The organism is Kordiimonas marina (genome assembly GCF_023006325.1).
Taxonomy (GTDB): Bacteria; Pseudomonadota; Alphaproteobacteria; order Sphingomonadales; family Kordiimonadaceae; genus Kordiimonas; species Kordiimonas marina.
Genome location: NZ_JAINDF010000001.1, coordinates 489,563 through 506,569, shown reverse-complemented (window position 1 = coordinate 506,569; position 17,007 = coordinate 489,563). Strand labels below are relative to the sequence as shown.

Here is a 17,007-nt window from a genome sequence, read left to right as displayed (position 1 = left end):
ATGCCGAGCCTTAAAGACCTAAAAGTCCGGATCAGCTCCGTCAAATCGACGCAGAAGATCACCAAGGCCATGAAAATGGTCGCGGCGTCTAAACTGCGTCGGGCACAGGACGCGGCGGAAGCCGCCCGTCCCTATGCTGAGCGGATGGAAAAAGTACTCACTGGCCTTGGCCTCGCGGTCAAGGGCCAGCCGGGTGCTTCACCGCTCCTCGTCGGTACCGGCAAGGAAGATGTGGAACTGGTGATCGTCGCAACCTCGGAGCGTGGTCTCTGTGGTGGCTTCAACACCAGCATTGTCAAAGCGGCCCGCGCCCATATTGAGGGCCTGATCCGCGATGGCAAGACGGTGAAGATCCTGTGCATTGGTCGTAAAGGCCATGTGCTGATGCGCCGCCTCTATGGTGAGAAAATCGTTGGCTTCAAGGATATGTCCGCCATCAAGCGCATGGGCTTCGCAGACGCGCAGCCGATCGCGGCAGACATTCTGGCCATGTTCAAACGCGGCGAATTTGACGTAGCTACCCTGTTCTACGCCAAGTTCCAGTCGGCGCTTGTCCAGATTACCACCAAGCAACAGCTCATCCCGGCACCGATGCCGGAAGCCGCCAACGAAAACGAAAGCGGCGACGAGCTCGGTGGGGCGATTTACGATTATGAACCCGGTGAAACCGAGATCCTTGAAGATCTGCTGCCGCGTAACGTGGCTGTGCAGGTCTACCGCGGTCTTCTGGAAAATGCGGCGTCCGAGCAGGGCGCGCGTATGACCGCGATGGATAACGCAACCCGGAACGCTGGTGACATGATCGATAACCTGACAGTGACGTATAACCGCACCCGTCAGGCTGCCATCACCAAAGAGCTGATTGAAATTATTTCGGGCGCTGAAGCGCTTTAAATTATTAAGGAGTGTAGCAAATGGCTGCCACCAAGACCACAGGACGCGTGACGCAGGTAATCGGCGCCGTTGTGGACGTTCAGTTTGACGACCAACTGCCCGCTATCCTGAACGCGCTTGAAACCACCAACAACGGCCAGCGCCTCGTGCTGGAAGTTGCTCAGCACCTCGGCGAGAACACCGTTCGGACCATCGCCATGGACGCCACCGAAGGTCTCGTCCGCGGCGCGGAAGTTTCCGACACCGGTGCTCCGATCTCGGTTCCGGTCGGCCCCGAGACCCTCGGCCGTATCCTGAACGTGATCGGCGAGCCGATCGACGAACTGGGTCCGGTTGGTCACAAGCAGGTTGCCCCGATCCACGCGGAAGCCCCGTCGTTCGCTGAACAGTCGACCGAGCAGGAAGTCCTGGTTACCGGTATTAAGGTCGTTGACCTTCTGGCCCCGTACGCCAAGGGCGGTAAGATCGGCCTCTTCGGCGGTGCCGGTGTGGGCAAGACCGTTCTGATCATGGAGCTCATCAACAACATCGCAAAAGGCCACGGCGGTTACTCCGTGTTCGCTGGTGTGGGTGAGCGGACCCGTGAAGGGAACGACCTTTACCACGAGATGATGGAATCCAAGGTTATCGTGCCGGGTGGCGAATCCAAAGCAGCCCTTGTGTACGGTCAGATGAACGAGCCTCCCGGAGCCCGTGCCCGTGTTGCTCTGACCGGTCTGACCCTGGCGGAATATTTCCGTGACCAGGAAGGCCAGGACGTTCTGTTCTTCGTCGATAACATCTTCCGCTTCACGCAGGCGGGTTCGGAAGTGTCCGCACTTCTGGGCCGTATTCCGTCGGCCGTGGGTTACCAGCCGACGCTGGCCACCGACATGGGTGCGCTGCAGGAACGTATTACTTCGACCAAGAAGGGCTCGATCACCTCGGTACAGGCCGTTTACGTCCCTGCCGATGACTTGACCGACCCGGCGCCGGCAACCTCGTTTGCCCACCTTGACGCTACCACGGTTCTGAGCCGTCAGATCGCCGAGCTTGGCATCTACCCGGCCGTTGACCCGCTCGACAGTACCTCGCGTATCCTTGATCCGCGCGTTCTGGGCGAGCAGCACTACAACGTGGCCCGTCAGGTTCAGGAAGTACTGCAGAAGTACAAGTCGCTGCAGGACATCATCGCGATCCTGGGGATGGACGAGCTTTCGGAAGACGACAAACTTGTCGTGGCCCGTGCCCGTAAGATCCAGCGTTTCCTCAGCCAGCCGTTCCACGTGGCTGAAATCTTTACCGGTTTCCCGGGCAAGTTCGTCTCGCTCGAAGACACGGTTAAAGGCTTCAAGGCCATCGTTGACGGTGAATATGACCACCTTCCGGAAGCTGCCTTCTACATGGTTGGCAACATCGAGGAAGCCGTGGCCAAGGCCGAGAAACTGGCAGCTGAAGCCGCTTAAGGACTGGGGATCAGGACATCATGACCGATACGCTTCATTATGAGATCGTCTCGCCTGAGTGCCTTCTGAAGGACGCTCATGCCGCGATGATCGTGGTGCCCGGCACCGACGGTGACTTCACCGCGCTGCCGCACCATGCGCCCATGATGTCCACCATCCGTCCCGGCGTTGTTGAAATCTATGAGGCCGAAGGCGCGGAACCGACGCGGCTTTTCCTCAAGGGCGGTCTGGCCCAGATCAACCCGGCCGGCCTGACCATTCTGGCGGAAGAAACCATTGAGCTCGACAAGGTCGATACCGATGATCTCAACCAGAAAATCAGCAACACCAAGGAAGACATCGAGGACGCCAAGGACGATATCGAACGTTCTGCCCTCGAAAAGAAGCTGGCCTGGATGGTGGCCCTCTCCGAGGTGGTCCACGCCGCATAAGGCTGGATACGACAAAGATTTACAAAAGGCGGTGCCCAGGGGGGTGCCGCCTTTTCGTTTGCCTGGGCTATTGCTTCAGGTGTCCGGATAGGGCGGGTTCGGTGTGGTGCGCAGCCATTCGGTCATGCGGGGGAAGACTTCCGGCTGACCAGCATTGGCGCCATCCAGCGTCGGCATCACGGTCATGCCATACCATGCCAGAAGCGGTACGCCGGGCGTTGCCCCACCTGCGTATAGGCCGTGGAACCACTCAGATGCACCTTTGTAGCCATGATCGTGGAACAGCACCTCAAGAGGCGTGTCACTCGCAAGCGCTGCAGCGTAGGACCAGGCCTGGGCCGCGATCTCGGCGCCCATGTCCGCAGGGGCTTCGCCTGTGGCTGCTGCGCGCTCATCGGGCGATAGAACGGCCAGGTGTCCCGCTTCATGCAGCAGGTCTCCCGGGTAACTGAGGCGGTTCTCATCAACCACGAGGGCGCCGCTCTCGATCCAGATACCGGGCAGGAAGGTGTCATCAGGAAGGGTGGCGGACCTGACCTCAAGGCCGATCCCGCGCAGGAAAGCTGTAATGCGGCGGGTATGGTCGCCGCTGAAGTCGGGGGTGTTTGGGGCCTGACCCTCAGACGGCATCGGGCAGCAGCTCCCGGACGACCTGTTCATAGACCGAGCGCTTGAAAGGCACGATCTCGTCCAGAAGGTCGGCGGGGGTCGTCCATTTCCAGCGGCTGAATTCCGGGTGTTCGGTCTCGATGTCGATCACCTCATCCCCAGCCGTCAGCCGCATCAGGAACCAATATTGTGCCTGCCCGCGATAGCGTCCGCCCCATACCTTGCCCAACAGGTGCGGCGGCAGGTCATAGGGGATGGCATCCTTCGTGCGGGCAATCACATCAACGGCGTCTGCGGGTACGCCGATTTCCTCGGTTAGTTCACGCAGGGCGGCGACCTCAGGGGTTTCCCCTGCGTCGATGCCCCCTTGCGGCATCTGCCAGGCGCCGGGGGTATCGATCCGCTCCCCGGCGAATATCAGGCCGCTTGCATTGGTCAGCAAGATGCCGGCACAGGGACGGTAGGGAAGGGTGGAAGCGTCACTCATATAAACCTCGTGAGGACTGGTCCTGAGATGAAGGGGTTACTTGGGTGGTTCCTGCATCCCGGCGACCGCACTGATCGGGACAAGCTGGACACCCCGCCCGCGCAGGCCTTCGGCCCATGTCTTGATTGCCTCAAAGCTCACAGGGAACGGCCGCGCCATGCCGACGGCACTGCCGAGAGCCTGGGCCCGGTTTTCAAGCTCGGTCAGCTGCTTGGCGATCTGATCGGAGGCAAGATTGTCGTCAATCGTCCGGTTGTTGTAGGCGGTGGGAATACCGATGGCCTTGGCCATGGTTGCCGCCTGCGAGAACTGGCTCGACCGGCTGTCGACAAACATCAGGCCGCGTTCTTTCACTTGCATGAGGATTGGGCGCAGGCTGTCGGGCGCCGCGGTCAGGCGCGATCCCATATAGTTGATGATGCCGACATAGCCCGTGAGCACCCGCATGGAATCCTCAAGAAGATCGATATTGTCACGGGTCGAATTGCTGGTCAGCAGCGTGAAGGGGCCAGGGTCGTTCTGCGGGTAGTTGACCGGCTCCATCGGCACCATCAGCAGCACTTCGTGGCCGGCTTCACGGGCGCGCTCACCCCAGTTGATCAGGTCCCCGGCGTAAGGCGAAAAGGCGAGTGTGACACTAGGTGGCAGGTCGGCAATGGCCCGGCGTGTAACCTGGGAACGCTGGCCTAGTTCGCTGATGATAATGGCAACGCGCGGCAGTTTCGGGTCAATCCGCATCCCGCTGCGGTAGACATCAAACGGGCGACGGCCGTCCTTGGCAACAATTGGCAGCGGCCCCTTGTCGCTTTTCTCCAGAAGATCCTGGTCGGCAACCACGGGCATGATGTGCGGCAACTGCGCGAAAGAATGATCGGCGCTATCCGTGACCTGGCCGGGGGCGGGCATGTCGGCATCGGCAGCCGAGTGGCCTGTCTGCATTCCACCGGTCTGCGCATCCCGTGCATGGCTATCATTGGCCGTGGCAGGATGATGGGTATCGGGCTTTTTGAAATCAGCGGGGTCGTAAGCGAGTTGAATGCCCACGATGGTCCCGAAAATCAGGATGATCGTGATGGCCCACGCTGTCAGCATTGCGTTCAAGCTGGTAGGCATCGGCTGCTTTCCCCCAATCGGTTACGGCAAATAGGGCTGATATCAGCGTACTTCAGCAACCTGAGACTTAGGCAGAGATGACATGTTTTTCAACAACTTAATCGCGTGCTGAAGCTGAATGTCGACCTCAGGCCCTGCTTTTGCGCCTTTCTTGGCGTTTTCTTCGGCCTTGGCTTCCTTGACCGCAGCCTGCTCGGCCGGGGTCAGTGGGTCTTGCTCACCGGCCCGGTCGATCCGCTGCTGGTCGTTGGTGAGGTGGCCGCTCAGATTTGCTTCACGGCGTTGCGCTTCGGCCCGCGCCATCGGGGTCAGATCCTCGATATCGGGCTCGATACCCCGTTCCTGGATCGACCGGCCGGACGGCGTGAAGTAGCGCGCGGTGGTCAGGCGGATGGCACTGTCGCCCTTGCGCCCGAGGCGGATTTCGGACTGCACGGTCCCCTTGCCGAAGGTACGGTCGCCAAGGATCACAGCGCGGCGGTGGTCCTGCAAGGCACCCGCAACAATTTCAGAGGCGGAAGCCGAATAGGCGTTGGTCAGCACCACCATGGGCAGGCCGTCCAAAAGGTCACCCGGCGTGGCGTACCAGCGGTTATTGTTCTGGCGCTTGCGGCCGCGGGTGGAGACGATCTCGCCATGGTCGAGGAAGGCGTCGGAAACCCGGATGGCTTCATCCAGGAGGCCGCCGGGGTTGTTGCGCAGGTCCAGGATAACGCCGTCCAGCTTGTTTCCAAGCTTGGCTTTAAGGTCCTTGATCGCTTTTTCGACGCCTGCGCCGGTTTGCATGTTGAAGGTGGTGATGCGGATATAGCCGACGGTGCCGTCTTCAATATGGTGGCGGACGCTGTGGACCAGAATTTTCTTGCGGATGATCTTCATGTCGAACGGCTTTTTCACGCCGTCGCGCAGGATCGTGACAATGATGGGCGAGCCGATCGGGCCGCGCATCATCTTCACCGCTTCGGTGAGGGTCAGCCCCATTACCGGCTTGCCGTCGATCTGGGTGATATAGTCGCCGCCCTTGATACCGGCGAGCGCTGCGGGCGTATCGTCGATGGGGGAGACGACCTTGACGAGGCCGTTGTCCATCTGGACCTCAATCCCCAGCCCGCCATATTCGCCTTCCATCTGGACGCGGACCTGCTGATAGATATCCGGGTTCAGGTAGGTCGAATGCGGGTCAAGCGAATGCAGCATGCCCTGGATGGCGGCTTCGATAACCTTCTTGTCGTCTACGGGGTCGACATATTCAGTCCGCACGCGTTCGAAGATGCGCATCAGGAGATCGAGCTGCTCATAGAACTCGTCCTGGTTTTGCTGGGCCGTGGCCTTGCTGGCGGCGTGCACCGGCACTGCCATCATCAGGGCTGTCATGACACCCATCACCAGTTTACGCATCTGAACTACCTTTCCTGTGCGCCAGTGCATCATTGCGTGGCGGCTGCCGTCCTGCGGTTGAGCCAGGGCGCAGGGTTGATCGCGTGGCCCTTATGGCGCAGTTCCATATATAGTTCCGGGTTGTCGTCGGCCTTGTTCATGGCGCCGATAGGTTCCCCGGTCAAAACCCATTGTCCCACGACTCCGTACATTTCATCAAGCCCGGCGATCAGGCTATGGTAGCCGTTGCCGTGCGAGATAATCAACAACTTGCCGTAGCCAAGGAAAGGCCCGGCAAACACGATCTGGCCGTCATAGGGCGATACCACCTGCGCCCCTGGGCGCGCCTTGATGCGGATGCCCTTACTGATCCCCATCGCAGCGTCCTTGACGCCAAAGCCTTCCACAACCGTGCCGACCGCAGGGTAGGGCAGTGTGCCCTTGGCCTTATAGATCGGCATGGCCCCCGGTGTGACCGGGTGCGGTTGCGGCAGGGGCAGTCTAGCCGCTCTTTCCGCCCTTTCCCGCTCTTTTGCGGCCTGCCGTTCCAATTTGTCGATCAGATCCTTGAGCGACTTGGCCTGGCGGGCGAAACGGGCGATGTCCTGCTGCGCCTTGCGGGCTTCGGAGCCGGCCTTGCGGGCCTCAGCCTTCCGCGTTTCCAACAGTGAAGCAAGTTTCTGTTGATGTTGGGTTAATGACGCCAAGTTATTTTTCAGGCTTGCCTGTTCGGCCGTCAGATTCGCCTCGATCTCGGCGAGACCCGCCAGTTCCTGCTTGAGCGCAGCGGCGCGGCTGTTGATCTTGGGCACCAGCGTGCTCATCAGGGAAGCCGAACGAGCGGTTTTCAGGGCTTCCTGTGGCTGCAGGAAGGTGAAGGCCACAGGGCGCTTCGACAGGCGCTCCAGCGCGGCGAGAAGGCCGAGCAGCTCGCCCTTGTGGGCTTCAAGCTTCTCTTTCTTGGCTTTAACCGCTTTCTTGAGATCGGCGACCCGTTCTTCCAGAAGGTCCACATTGGCTTCGGCCTGCTGGATATCCGCGGCGGCTGCCACAAGGTCTTCAGACAGTTTCTGAGCGGCGGTTTTGGCAGCTTCCGCTGCCTGTTCCTGTGCCTTTTTCTCCGCCTTGCGGTCGGCGATGGCCTTTTGCACCTTCTCCAGCTTCGCTTTGGCGGTTTCAGGGCTTTCCTGCGCCTGAAGCCCGCCGCTTAGGAGCGTCGCGGCGAGAAGGGCTGTGGCCAGGGGGCGGAACATCGGCATGGCGTCCTGTCAGGCGCTGGCCCGTGCCGCTTCAGCGGTACCGACCTGCTCGGCCATACCGTCGAGCAGGCTGTGTCCTGTCATCTCCTTTGGCTGCTCGATATGCATCAGCGCCAGAAGGGTCGGGGCTACGTCGGCGAGCTTGCCGTCCTTGAGGCCGTGCCGGTCATTGACCAGCAGGGCGGGGACGTCGAAGCTGGTGTGGGCCGTGTGTGGCTGGCCGGTCTTCGGGTCCATCATCATTTCGACATTGCCGTGGTCAGCGGTGACCAGCATGGCGCCGCCCACGTCCTTGAGCGCTTCTTCCAGGCGTCCGAGGCAGGTGTCGATGGTTTCAACCGCTTTGATCGCGGCCGAGAGTACGCCGGTGTGGCCAACCATATCCGGGTTGGCATAGTTGACGACGATGGCGCCGTATTTGCCGCTTTTGATCGCTTCAACCAGCTTGTCGGTCACTTCAGGCGCCGACATTTCGGGCTGCAGGTCATAGGTGGCGACGTCCGGCGAGGGTATGAGGATACGGTCCTCGCCGTCGTAAACGGCCTCAGAGCCCCCGTTGAAGAAGAAAGTGACGTGGGCGTATTTCTCGGTCTCGGCGATCCTAAGCTGTTTGATATGGTGCTCGGCCAGCACCTCGCCGAAGCTGTGGCGGATTTCCTCAGCCGGGAACAGCACCTTGAGATGCTCATTGAGCGCGCTCGAATATTCGACCATGCCGGTTTGGGCGGCAAACTTGATCGGCGTGCCACGCTCGAAGCCATCGAAGGCGGGATCGACAAGCGCGGTCAGGATTTCGCGGGCGCGGTCGGCGCGGAAGTTGGCCATCAGGATGCCGTCGCCGTCTTTCATGCCGGCATAGTCACCGATCGTGGTGGCGGCGACGAATTCGTCATTCTCATCATTCTCGTAAGCGGTCTCGACAGCGTGGGTCATGGAAGCCGCGCGGCGGACGCCAACGGCCTTCACCATGGCGTCATATGCCTTTTTGACCCGGTCCCAGCGCTTGTCACGGTCCATGGCCCAATAGCGGCCGACAACTGTTGCAGGTGCGACAGTTTCGGCCCCTTCAAGGGCGGCTTCAAAATCCCGGATATACTGGAGCGCGGACCGCGGCGGCGTGTCACGGCCATCCAGGAATGCATGGATACGCACCGGCACCCCGGCGTCCGACAGAATATGGGCGAGCGCGGCGATATGGTCCTGGTGGCTATGCACGCCGCCGGGGGACAGAAGCCCCATCAGGTGCGCGGTACCGCCCGAAGCCTTCAGTTTCTTGATGAAGGCCTTCAGTTCGGCGTTCTTCTTCAGCGCGCCGGACTTGATGGCATCATCGATGCGCGGCAGGTCCTGCATGACCACCCGACCGCCGCCCAGGTTCATGTGACCGACTTCCGAGTTTCCCATCTGCCCTTCCGGCAGGCCGACGGCCAGGCCGCTGGTCTTGAGCCAGGCACGAGGCGCTGTTTCCCACAGGCGGCTATAGACCGGAGTATTCGCCAGCTTGATCGCGTTGTCGGTCGTGTCATCCCGATAGCCCCAGCCATCAAGAATACAGAGAACAACGGGTTTCGGCGTCGAGGTAGCGGTCGTCATGGTCGCGGGTCCTAAGGTTACTATCGTGTCGGCCAGCCCCGGGGGATAGCCTGTTCAAGGGACGTTATAGGCCTTAAGGCGCCAAGCCTCAATCCCAGTTCCATAATCCCTTATGATCAATCGCGGTGATAGGGGTGCCCGGCACTGATCGACCAGGCACGGTAAAGCTGTTCCGCCAGCATCGCCCGGACCATCATGTGCGGCCAGGTGAGCGTGCCGAAGGCCAGCTTCAGGTCCGCACGGGCGAGGATGCTGTCATCCAGGCCGTCAGCGCCACCGATGATACAGGCGAGGCTGCCGATCCCGGCGGTTTGCCAGTCATCGATTTTCTGGGCGAAAATGCGGGAGGTGAGGGCCTTGCCGTGTTCGTCAAGCACCAGGACGGCGGCCCCTGGCGGGATCGCGGCCATCAGCCTTTCGGCTTCGCGTGCCTTGCGCTCGGCCGCGTTGGCAGCCTGCTTCTTGATGTCGATTTCGGTGACGGTCGCCTTCCACGGCAGGCGCTTCAGGTAGAGGTCTAGCAGATCCTTCTCCGGCCCGCGCTGCATCCGCCCCACGGCGATGATGGAAATCTGCACAAGAACACCCTTACCGGGGCGCGCGGCCCCGCTCATTGGCACCGGTCCTAGCCGCCGGTGCCATGTCCCTTACGGTTTGTGCTTAGTTCAGCACATCCCGGTCATTGAGGTCGGTCGACCACATTTTGTCCAGGTTATAGTAGTTGCGCACTTCCGGGCGGAAGATATGCACCACTATGTCGCCGGCATCGATCAACACCCAATCCGCCTGCTCGAGCCCTTCGACCGAAAGGTCACGGTGCCCAAGGGCCTTGAGGCCACGGACGACATAATCGGCGAGCGCCGCAACCTGCCGCTGCGAACGGCCGCTTGCGATGACCAGATGGTCCGCAATGCTCGATTTGCCTGCCAGATTGATGGAAACGATGTCTTCCGCCTTGTTGTCATCAAGGGTTTTGACGATGGACTTTAAAAGATCCTCGGCCGGGACTGCCGAGACAGGATCAGTGACGCTATGCGTCTCCGATGATGCGTGCAAGTAAGGCTCCTTTCCTACGATTGCGCTGGCCAGTTCTTGCCTCTCTGGCTGCGAATCTCAGTGGCCGACGCTGTGTGACGCGGGATGGTCACAAACGCCCAGGCCGGTGTTTTGGCTTTGCTAAGTTGTTGTACGGGCACCCGAAAGCGCGAAAACTGCCGTACAAAGCCACCTGCAAACCCACTCAGAGCATACCCCGGACGGTCAAAAACCGCAATGGGAACCGCTCTCGCAATGTCCCGCCAGCAACGCCAGCGGTCGAAACTCATGAGGCTGTCGGCCCCCATGATCCAGATGAACCGGGTCTTGGGCATCAGCTTCTGAAGCTTCATGACCGTATCGGCCGTATAAAGGGTGCCGAGCCGGGGTTCGATATCGGTGATATGGATGCGCGGGTGACCCCCGACAAGGGTTTGGATGCTTTTTTTGCGCGCCTCATAGGGGGCCATGGCCTCATCGCGCTTAAGCGGGTTACCTGGGCTTATGAGAACCCACACAGCGTCGACGCCCAGCCGTTTCAAGGCTTCCTTCGCTACATGGACATGGCCTTCATGCCCCGGATTGAAGCTGCCGCCATAAAGCGCGACGGTGCAGCCGCGCCATAGCGCAGCTTCCTTCAGGAGAGTGGGGTGCAAGGCGCTGTCCATGGCGGAGGGTTACGGCCTTGTCTGGCCGCTACCGCGCACCTGATATTTGAAGCTGGTCAGCTGCTCCAGCCCGACCGGGCCTCGGGCATGAATGCGGCCGGTGGCGATGCCGATTTCCGCGCCCATGCCGAATTCACCGCCGTCGGCAAACTGGGTGGAGGCATTGTGCATCACGATGGCGCTGTCGACTTCAGTCAGGAATTTTTGCGCGGCGGCTTCGTCTTCGGTGACGATGCTTTCGGTATGGCCGGATGAATGGGCGGCGATATGCTCGATCGCGCCACCGACACCGTCCACGATCTTTACCGACAGGATGGCGTCGAGATATTCAGTATCCCAGTCTGCGGCGGTGGCGGGCTTGACGCGGGGGTCCATGGCCTGAACATCCTTGTCACCGCGGATTTCGCAGCCCTTTTCGATGAGCGCATCCAGAATGGCGGGCAGCATAGCTTCGGCCTTCCGGTCAACGAGCAGGGTTTCCGCTGAACCGCAAATGCCGGTTCTGCGCATTTTGGCATTCACGGTGATCTCAAGCGCTTGTCTAGGGTCAGCGGCCGCGTCGATATAGACATGGCAGATGCCTTCCAGGTGCGCGAACACCGGTACCCGGCTTTCCTTCTGCACCCGTTCGACCAGCGAGCGGCCACCCCGGGGCACGATAATATCGATCACACCGCTCATGGTCAGCATTTCGCCGACAGCGGCGCGGTCGCGTGTGGGCACCAGTTGAACGGCATCTTTGGGCAGCCCGGCTTTTTCAAGGCCTTCCACAAGACAGGCGTGGATGGCGTCGGAAGAATGGAAGCTTTCACTGCCGCCGCGCAGGATGACAGCATTCCCGGCCTTCAGGCACAGGGCGCCGGCGTCCGCGGTCACGTTCGGGCGGCTTTCGTAGATGACGCCAATCACGCCGAGGGGGACGCGCACACGGGCGATATGAAGCCCGTTCGGCCGGTCCCATTCGGCGATGACACCGCCGACAGGGTCTGGCAGCGCCGCGATGTCTTCGAGGCTTTTCGCGATGCTTTCGATCCGGGCGCGGTCCAGCATTAGCCGGTCAAGCATGGCGCCCGAAAGGCCTTTATCGCGGCCGAAGGCCATGTCTTTTTCGTTGGCGGCAAGGATGACATCCGTATGTGCCCGCAGGGCGCCGGCGGCATTATTGAGTGCTGCGTCCTTCGCTGCGGTTGGGGCAAGTGCCAGCCCTTTGGCTGCGGCGCGGGCGCGCGCGCCCATGTCGGCCATTAGGGAAGCGATTTGCCTCACGTCATCCATTGTTCACCCTTTCCATTTTGCGTTTAAGCAGGCCATTTTTGCTTTAAAGCAGGACCAGGTCGTCGCGGTGGACGAGCGCTGAGCGGCCAGCATAGCCCAGAATGGCTTCGGCTTCGCTCATTTTATGGCCCTGCAGCCGTTCGGTCTCATGGCTGCCATAGGAGATCAGCCCCTGACCGACCACATGGCCCTCCGCGTCGACGAAGGCGACAAGGTCACCGCGGTCGAACGCGCCGTCGGTACCGACCACGCCAGCAGGCAGCAGGCTCGCGCCGCGCTTGAGGGCCGAGACGGCGCCTTCGTCGATGCGCAGGAAGCCTTTGGGCGCCATCATGCCCCGGATCCAGCGTTTGCGCACGGTCAGCGCGTCGGTGCCCGCCTTGAATAGCGTGGCGCGCTCACCCGCGAACAGACGCTTCATCGGGTGGTTGGCGCCGCCGTTCATGATCACCATCGACGAGCCACCCGCAAGCGCGATCTTGGCCGCCATGATTTTGGTGATCATGCCGCCGGTGCCTGCGGTTGTCGCGTGGGTCGGACCGGCCATAGCCTCGATCTCCGGCGTGATGTCCTCCACGAGCGGAATAAGGTTGGCGTCTGCATTCTGGCGCGGGTCGCAGTCATAAAGGCCGTCAATGTCCGACAGCAAAATCAGCGCGTCGGCACCGGCCATCTGGGCCACGCGCGCGGCCAGACGGTCATTGTCGCCAAAGCGCAGTTCGCTTGTCGCCACCGTGTCGTTTTCATTGATGACCGGCACGATGCCGCGGTCGAGCAGGGCTTCGACCGTGTTGCGGGCGTTCAGGTAGCGCGGGCGGTCCTCAAGGTCGCTGATGGTCAGGAGAAGTTGAGCGATCACCATGTCATGGACATCGAAGAGCGACTGATACGCCTGCGCGAGCCGGATCTGACCAACTGCCGCTGCCGCCTGTGCTTCCTCAAGCCGGCTGGGGCGGTTTTCAAAACCCAGGGCGCCAAGGCCCATGGCGACAGCGCCGGAAGACACGAGTACGACCTGGGTGCCTGCCGCCATCAGGTCGGCGACATCCTCGGCCATGGCCGCGAGCCATTTTTTACGGAGCCGCCCTGTCTCCCCGTCCACCAGAAGTGCCGAGCCGATCTTGATGACAAGCCGGCGGGCGTTCTGAAGGGCCAGGAGGTCTTTGTGGGCGGACATGATTTAGCGCTCCGCCGCCCTAGCGCCCGAGGGGCGACCATTCGCCGCCAGTGGACGCGGTTTCATCTTCCTCGTCCTGGCTTTGCTTGGTTTCCTTGATGACGTCCCAAAGCGCGGAAAGAACCTCTTTCACGCCTTCGCCGGTGACACCCGAAAGCGTCATCACGGTGGTGGCGGCGACATCCTGAAGCGCCAGGCGTTTTTCTTCGAGCTCTTCCTCAGGCACGGAATCGCATTTGTTGAGGCCAATGATCGTGGGCTTTTCGGTAAGCCCGCCGCCATATTGCTCCAGCTCTTCCACGATGGTCTCGTAAGCCGCAACCACGTCTTCCTGCGTGGCATCAATAAGGTGCAGCAGCACGCCGCAGCGTTCGATATGACCCAGGAAGCGGGTACCGAGGCCAACGCCGTCAGCTGCGCCTTCGATAAGGCCGGGAATGTCTGCGAGCACGAACTCATTGTCGCCCACACCGACCACGCCCAGCTGCGGGGTGATGGTGGTGAAGGGATAGTCTGCGATCTTCGGCCGCGCGCGCGATACGGCGGCGAGGAAGGTGGACTTACCCGCGTTCGGCAGGCCAAGGAGCCCTGCGTCGGCAATCAGCTTCAGCCGGAAGACCAGGTTCATTTCCTCGCCAAGGCCGCCGGGCGTTGTCCGCCGGGGCGCCTGGTTGGTCGAGGATTTGAAGTGCGTGTTCCCAAGCCCGCCATGGCCACCCTTCGCGAGCACAACACGGTCCCCTACCTTGGCAAGGTCGGCGATCATGAATTCCTGGTCTTCATCGAAGATCTGCGTGCCTACCGGCACCTTGAGGACAAGGTCCTTGCCATTGGCGCCGGTCATGTTGCGGCCCATGCCGTGCTGCCCCTTCTGGGCTTTATAGATGCGCTTGTAGCGGTAATCGACGAGCGTGTTGAGGCCTGTGACTGCCTCGACAATCACGTCGCCGCCTTTGCCGCCGTCACCACCGTTGGGGCCGCCGAACTCGACATACTTCTCACGCCGGAAGGACACACATCCGTTCCCACCGTCGCCACTACGAATATAGATTTTTGTCTGGTCTACGAATTTCATGCGCGTCTTGTAACAGATCGCATTTGCGCGCGGAAGCCGCAGAATGCGTGATTTTCAAGGAAAATGGTCTCTTCGGGGGGCAGGTGTGGCAAGAAAGGCGCCCGCAAGTCATGCAGGCGCCTTTTTCAATGCTTTGATGTGTTCGGGGAGGTGTTCAGGTTTCAGGCGACTGCGCTGGCTGAAACAAGTGTCATATGGCTGGTTTCATCCCCTTGGGCGCGTTTGACCTCATCCAGGAAGGTGCGGACGACGCTCTGCAGTTCCTCGGTATGGTTCGCGACCGTTTCCGATGAGGCCTGAACCTGGCCTGCGGCCGCACGCGATTCCCCGGTGACATTCAGAACGGCAGACACGCGTCGTGAAACTTCCTGTGTCCCGGCATTGGCCTTCTGGGCGTTTTCGGAGATTTCACCGGTGGCGGCGCCTTGCTGTTCAACCGCGGCGGCGACCGAAGACGAGATATTGTTCATCTGGATGATGATCTCGCGGATGGTGCCGACGGCGCTTGCCGCATCGTCCGATACCGCCTGGATGGTGCGGATCTGGGCGTCGATGTCGCTTGTGGCGCGCGCGGTTTGGGTCGCCAGCTCCTTCACCTCGTGGGCGACGACGGCAAAGCCGCGCCCGGCCTCGCCCGCCCGTGCGGCCTCGATGGTGGCGTTGAGGGCCAGGAGGTTGGTCTGTTCGGCGATATCGTTGATGAGCTTCACCACCTGGCCGACCTTCTGGGAGTTTTCGGCGAGGGTCGTGACAATATCGGAGGCCTTGTCGGCTTCGTCGACCGCCCCCTGGGCGAAGTTGGCCGATTCCTGAACCTGACGGCTGATCTCACCGATGGAAGCGGACAGTTCCTCGGCGGCTGCGGCGACCGTATGGACATTGTCGTTGGTCTGTTCGGTGGCTGCGGCTGCGGCGCTGCTTTCCTCCTCGCTGCCCTCGGCCTGGTCGACCATGGACTTGGCCGTGGCGTCCATCTGATGGGCTGCGCTGGCGAGCGTGGTGAGCGCCTGGTTAACCTTATTGTCGAACGCCATGGTCAGATTTTCGATAAGCTGGGCGCGCTTTTCACGGGCACGGGCTTCGGCATCCATGCGGGCACGGTCCTGTGCTTCGCGTTCAGCTTCCTCCAGCCGGGTGGCTTCCTCACGGGCACGCTTGGCTTCCCGTTCTTCCCGGGCTTCCGCTTCCAGGCGCTGGCGTTCCATGCCGTTCTCTTTGAACGTGTTGACCGCGCGGGCCATGCGGCCGGTGGCGCTGCCATAATCGGTAAAGGGGACGGGGACGCTGAAGTCGCCTGCCGCGAGCTTTTGCATCACCTTCTCCAGCGTGCGGATCGGGTTCTCAAGGCTGCGGTAGATGAAGAAGCTCATGATGACCACAAGCACGATGCCGATGAGGGAGCCAACCAGGAACAGCCAGAACAGGGTCTTGGCATGGGCGGCTTTTTCCCGTGTCAGCGCGAGGATGGTGGCGTTGGAACGGTCCTCAACCTGTTTCATCAGCTCGATGCGCTTGGTGGCCTGGGCGAACCAGTAATCGGATTCGTAAGGGCTGTCGTATACGTCGCCCTGGTGCAGGACCACATACTGGCGCAGCTTTTTCACCATATCGACGGCTTCGCCTTTGACGGTCTTCTCATAGTCCGTCAGCATTTCGGGGCTGGCATAGGCCTTGAAATAGCCGATGTAGGTGTCCTGCTCGGCAATGAGCTGCATGAATTCGATATAAACGGGCGGAGCGAAACGTCCGGAAGCATAGGCCCCCGTGCCCGCCGTGCGTTCCTGGCCTGCGCGTTCCTTGGCTTCCAGAAGGCTCATATAAGCCATGATTTCGCGGGCGACCTGGGCATCGTCGCTCAAGCCAGCCATAGTTTTCACCACGCTGAGGAAGCCGGTGATCGTGTCCGTGTAATAGGCGGTCATGTCGGAGACGCCGATACGCATCTTGCCGGCGGTTTCGCGCATTTGGGCAAGGCCGTCCAGGCCGGCCATAGCTTTCTTGACGCGCGCGGTGAAATCCTTGCCGTAGGCGGAAAGGTCAAAAGCTTTGGTCGCGCCGGTGAAGGTTTTGATGCCTTCATCCGTGGCGGTGCGCGCTGCCAGCATTTTGGCCTTGAGGTCGTCTTCGCCGCCCGAGCCGATGAATTCGGCAGAGAGCGCACGTTCCGTTTGCAGGTCGTTGATGAGTTTGCTGACCTCGGGCGCGTAGGCAGCCAGCGTGTTGATTTTTTCAGCTTTCAGATAATCGCTCTGCGCCTGCCAGGCCATGGTGGAGGCAAGGAGCGCGGCGACGATCAGCGGGATACAGCCCAGCGTAAGAATACGGGCACCGATCCCGAAGCGGTTCAGTAGTTTTTCAATGGTGGTTGCGTTGGCGAGCATAGTGGTTTTGACCCTTAGTTAAACCCGGCTCCTAAAGGAATCGGGCAGGGCCAAACAGTCGCACGCTAATATTGCAAAAATTTAACACTAAAACAGGGCGTGAAAACAAAACTGTCATTAAGACTTAACAGGCCGTTAACTGTATTATTGAGTCTTTTATCAAGATATTGGTAGATAAAGAAAAAGAC

Annotated in this window: 16 protein-coding genes; 3 read left to right on the top strand and 13 right to left on the bottom strand. The window is 60.7% G+C overall.

Going from position 1 to position 17,007, the window contains the following annotated elements; translation table 11 throughout:
- The 3 genes from K6118_RS02260 to K6118_RS02250 are packed head-to-tail and all read left to right on the top strand — an operon-like array spanning position 1 to position 2,770.
- Positions 1–894 carry a F0F1 ATP synthase subunit gamma gene (locus K6118_RS02260; protein WP_247118587.1) on the top strand — a complete coding sequence of 298 codons (894 nt, stop codon included), beginning with the start codon at positions 1–3 and terminating at the stop codon, positions 892–894.
- 20 nt (positions 895–914) lie between these two features.
- Positions 915–2,339, top strand: a complete 1,425-nt coding sequence (gene atpD, locus K6118_RS02255; protein WP_247118586.1) for a F0F1 ATP synthase subunit beta — start codon at positions 915–917, stop codon at positions 2,337–2,339.
- Positions 2,340–2,359: 20 nt separating this feature from the next.
- Positions 2,360–2,770 (top strand): F0F1 ATP synthase subunit epsilon, encoded by a 411-nt coding sequence (locus K6118_RS02250; protein ID WP_247118585.1) that lies wholly within the window; start codon positions 2,360–2,362, stop codon positions 2,768–2,770.
- Between the two features lie 75 nt (positions 2,771–2,845).
- Here K6118_RS02250 and K6118_RS02245 read toward each other — a convergent pair whose 3' ends face one another.
- The 13 genes from K6118_RS02245 to K6118_RS02185 form a co-directional block, all read right to left on the bottom strand.
- Positions 2,846–3,400 (bottom strand): hypothetical protein, encoded by a 555-nt coding sequence (locus K6118_RS02245; protein WP_247118584.1) that lies wholly within the window; start codon positions 3,398–3,400, stop codon positions 2,846–2,848.
- Positions 3,390–3,866, bottom strand: a complete 477-nt coding sequence (locus K6118_RS02240; RefSeq protein ID WP_247118583.1) for an RNA pyrophosphohydrolase — start codon at positions 3,864–3,866, stop codon at positions 3,390–3,392. The genes K6118_RS02245 and K6118_RS02240 overlap by 11 nt, the downstream gene beginning before the upstream one ends.
- A gap of 36 nt (positions 3,867–3,902) precedes the next feature.
- Positions 3,903–4,979, bottom strand: coding sequence for a divergent polysaccharide deacetylase family protein (locus K6118_RS02235; protein ID WP_247118582.1), 1,077 nt, complete (start codon positions 4,977–4,979; stop codon positions 3,903–3,905).
- A gap of 42 nt (positions 4,980–5,021) precedes the next feature.
- Complete coding sequence (locus K6118_RS02230; protein WP_247118581.1) at positions 5,022–6,377, bottom strand: S41 family peptidase; 1,356 nt, start codon at positions 6,375–6,377, stop codon at positions 5,022–5,024.
- Positions 6,378–6,406: 29 nt separating this feature from the next.
- Positions 6,407–7,609 carry a murein hydrolase activator EnvC family protein gene (locus K6118_RS02225; protein ID WP_247118580.1) on the bottom strand — a complete coding sequence of 401 codons (1,203 nt, stop codon included), beginning with the start codon at positions 7,607–7,609 and terminating at the stop codon, positions 6,407–6,409.
- A 15-nt stretch (positions 7,610–7,624) separates the two neighbouring features.
- Positions 7,625–9,208, bottom strand: a complete 1,584-nt coding sequence (gpmI, locus tag K6118_RS02220) for a 2,3-bisphosphoglycerate-independent phosphoglycerate mutase (protein WP_247118579.1) — start codon at positions 9,206–9,208, stop codon at positions 7,625–7,627.
- 116 nt (positions 9,209–9,324) lie between these two features.
- Positions 9,325–9,822, bottom strand: a complete 498-nt coding sequence (gene rlmH / locus K6118_RS02215; protein WP_247118578.1) for a 23S rRNA (pseudouridine(1915)-N(3))-methyltransferase RlmH — start codon at positions 9,820–9,822, stop codon at positions 9,325–9,327.
- 46 nt (positions 9,823–9,868) lie between these two features.
- Positions 9,869–10,264, bottom strand: coding sequence for a ribosome silencing factor (rsfS, locus tag K6118_RS02210; protein WP_247118577.1), 396 nt, complete (start codon positions 10,262–10,264; stop codon positions 9,869–9,871).
- Positions 10,265–10,278: 14 nt separating this feature from the next.
- A complete protein-coding gene (nadD, locus tag K6118_RS02205; protein ID WP_247118576.1) occupies positions 10,279–10,899 on the bottom strand; it encodes a nicotinate (nicotinamide) nucleotide adenylyltransferase in 621 nt (206 codons plus the stop codon).
- A 21-nt stretch (positions 10,900–10,920) separates the two neighbouring features.
- Positions 10,921–12,186, bottom strand: coding sequence for a glutamate-5-semialdehyde dehydrogenase (locus K6118_RS02200; RefSeq protein WP_247118575.1), 1,266 nt, complete (start codon positions 12,184–12,186; stop codon positions 10,921–10,923).
- Positions 12,187–12,229: 43 nt separating this feature from the next.
- The gene (proB, locus tag K6118_RS02195; protein ID WP_247118574.1) at positions 12,230–13,363 is read right to left on the bottom strand and encodes a glutamate 5-kinase; all 1,134 of its coding nucleotides are present in this window, start codon (positions 13,361–13,363) and stop codon (positions 12,230–12,232) included.
- A gap of 19 nt (positions 13,364–13,382) precedes the next feature.
- Complete coding sequence (gene obgE, locus K6118_RS02190; protein WP_281500527.1) at positions 13,383–14,438, bottom strand: GTPase ObgE; 1,056 nt, start codon at positions 14,436–14,438, stop codon at positions 13,383–13,385.
- A gap of 161 nt (positions 14,439–14,599) precedes the next feature.
- A complete protein-coding gene (locus tag K6118_RS02185) occupies positions 14,600–16,819 on the bottom strand; it encodes a methyl-accepting chemotaxis protein (protein WP_247118572.1) in 2,220 nt (739 codons plus the stop codon).
- Between the last annotated feature and the right edge of the window lie 188 nt (positions 16,820–17,007).

Bases quoted from the DNA above. Each gene is read 5' to 3' on its own strand.
- atpD (WP_247118586.1), top strand. From the start codon at position 915: ATGGCTGCCACCAAGACCACAGGACGCGTGACGCAGGTAATCGGCGCC.
- K6118_RS02225 (WP_247118580.1), bottom strand. From the start codon at position 7,609: ATGTTCCGCCCCCTGGCCACAGCCCTTCTCGCCGCGACGCTCCTAAGC.
- gpmI (WP_247118579.1), bottom strand. From the start codon at position 9,208: ATGACGACCGCTACCTCGACGCCGAAACCCGTTGTTCTCTGTATTCTT.
- K6118_RS02185 (WP_247118572.1), bottom strand. From the start codon at position 16,819: ATGCTCGCCAACGCAACCACCATTGAAAAACTACTGAACCGCTTCGGG.
- proB (WP_247118574.1), bottom strand. From the start codon at position 13,363: ATGTCCGCCCACAAAGACCTCCTGGCCCTTCAGAACGCCCGCCGGCTT.
- K6118_RS02235 (WP_247118582.1), bottom strand. From the start codon at position 4,979: ATGCCTACCAGCTTGAACGCAATGCTGACAGCGTGGGCCATCACGATC.
- K6118_RS02200 (WP_247118575.1), bottom strand. From the start codon at position 12,186: ATGGATGACGTGAGGCAAATCGCTTCCCTAATGGCCGACATGGGCGCG.
- K6118_RS02230 (WP_247118581.1), bottom strand. From the start codon at position 6,377: ATGCGTAAACTGGTGATGGGTGTCATGACAGCCCTGATGATGGCAGTG.
- K6118_RS02245 (WP_247118584.1), bottom strand. From the start codon at position 3,400: ATGCCGTCTGAGGGTCAGGCCCCAAACACCCCCGACTTCAGCGGCGAC.
- K6118_RS02260 (WP_247118587.1), top strand. From the start codon at position 1: ATGCCGAGCCTTAAAGACCTAAAAGTCCGGATCAGCTCCGTCAAATCG.
- K6118_RS02250 (WP_247118585.1), top strand. From the start codon at position 2,360: ATGACCGATACGCTTCATTATGAGATCGTCTCGCCTGAGTGCCTTCTG.
- K6118_RS02240 (WP_247118583.1), bottom strand. From the start codon at position 3,866: ATGAGTGACGCTTCCACCCTTCCCTACCGTCCCTGTGCCGGCATCTTG.
- rlmH (WP_247118578.1), bottom strand. From the start codon at position 9,822: ATGAGCGGGGCCGCGCGCCCCGGTAAGGGTGTTCTTGTGCAGATTTCC.
- obgE (WP_281500527.1), bottom strand. From the start codon at position 14,438: ATGAAATTCGTAGACCAGACAAAAATCTATATTCGTAGTGGCGACGGT.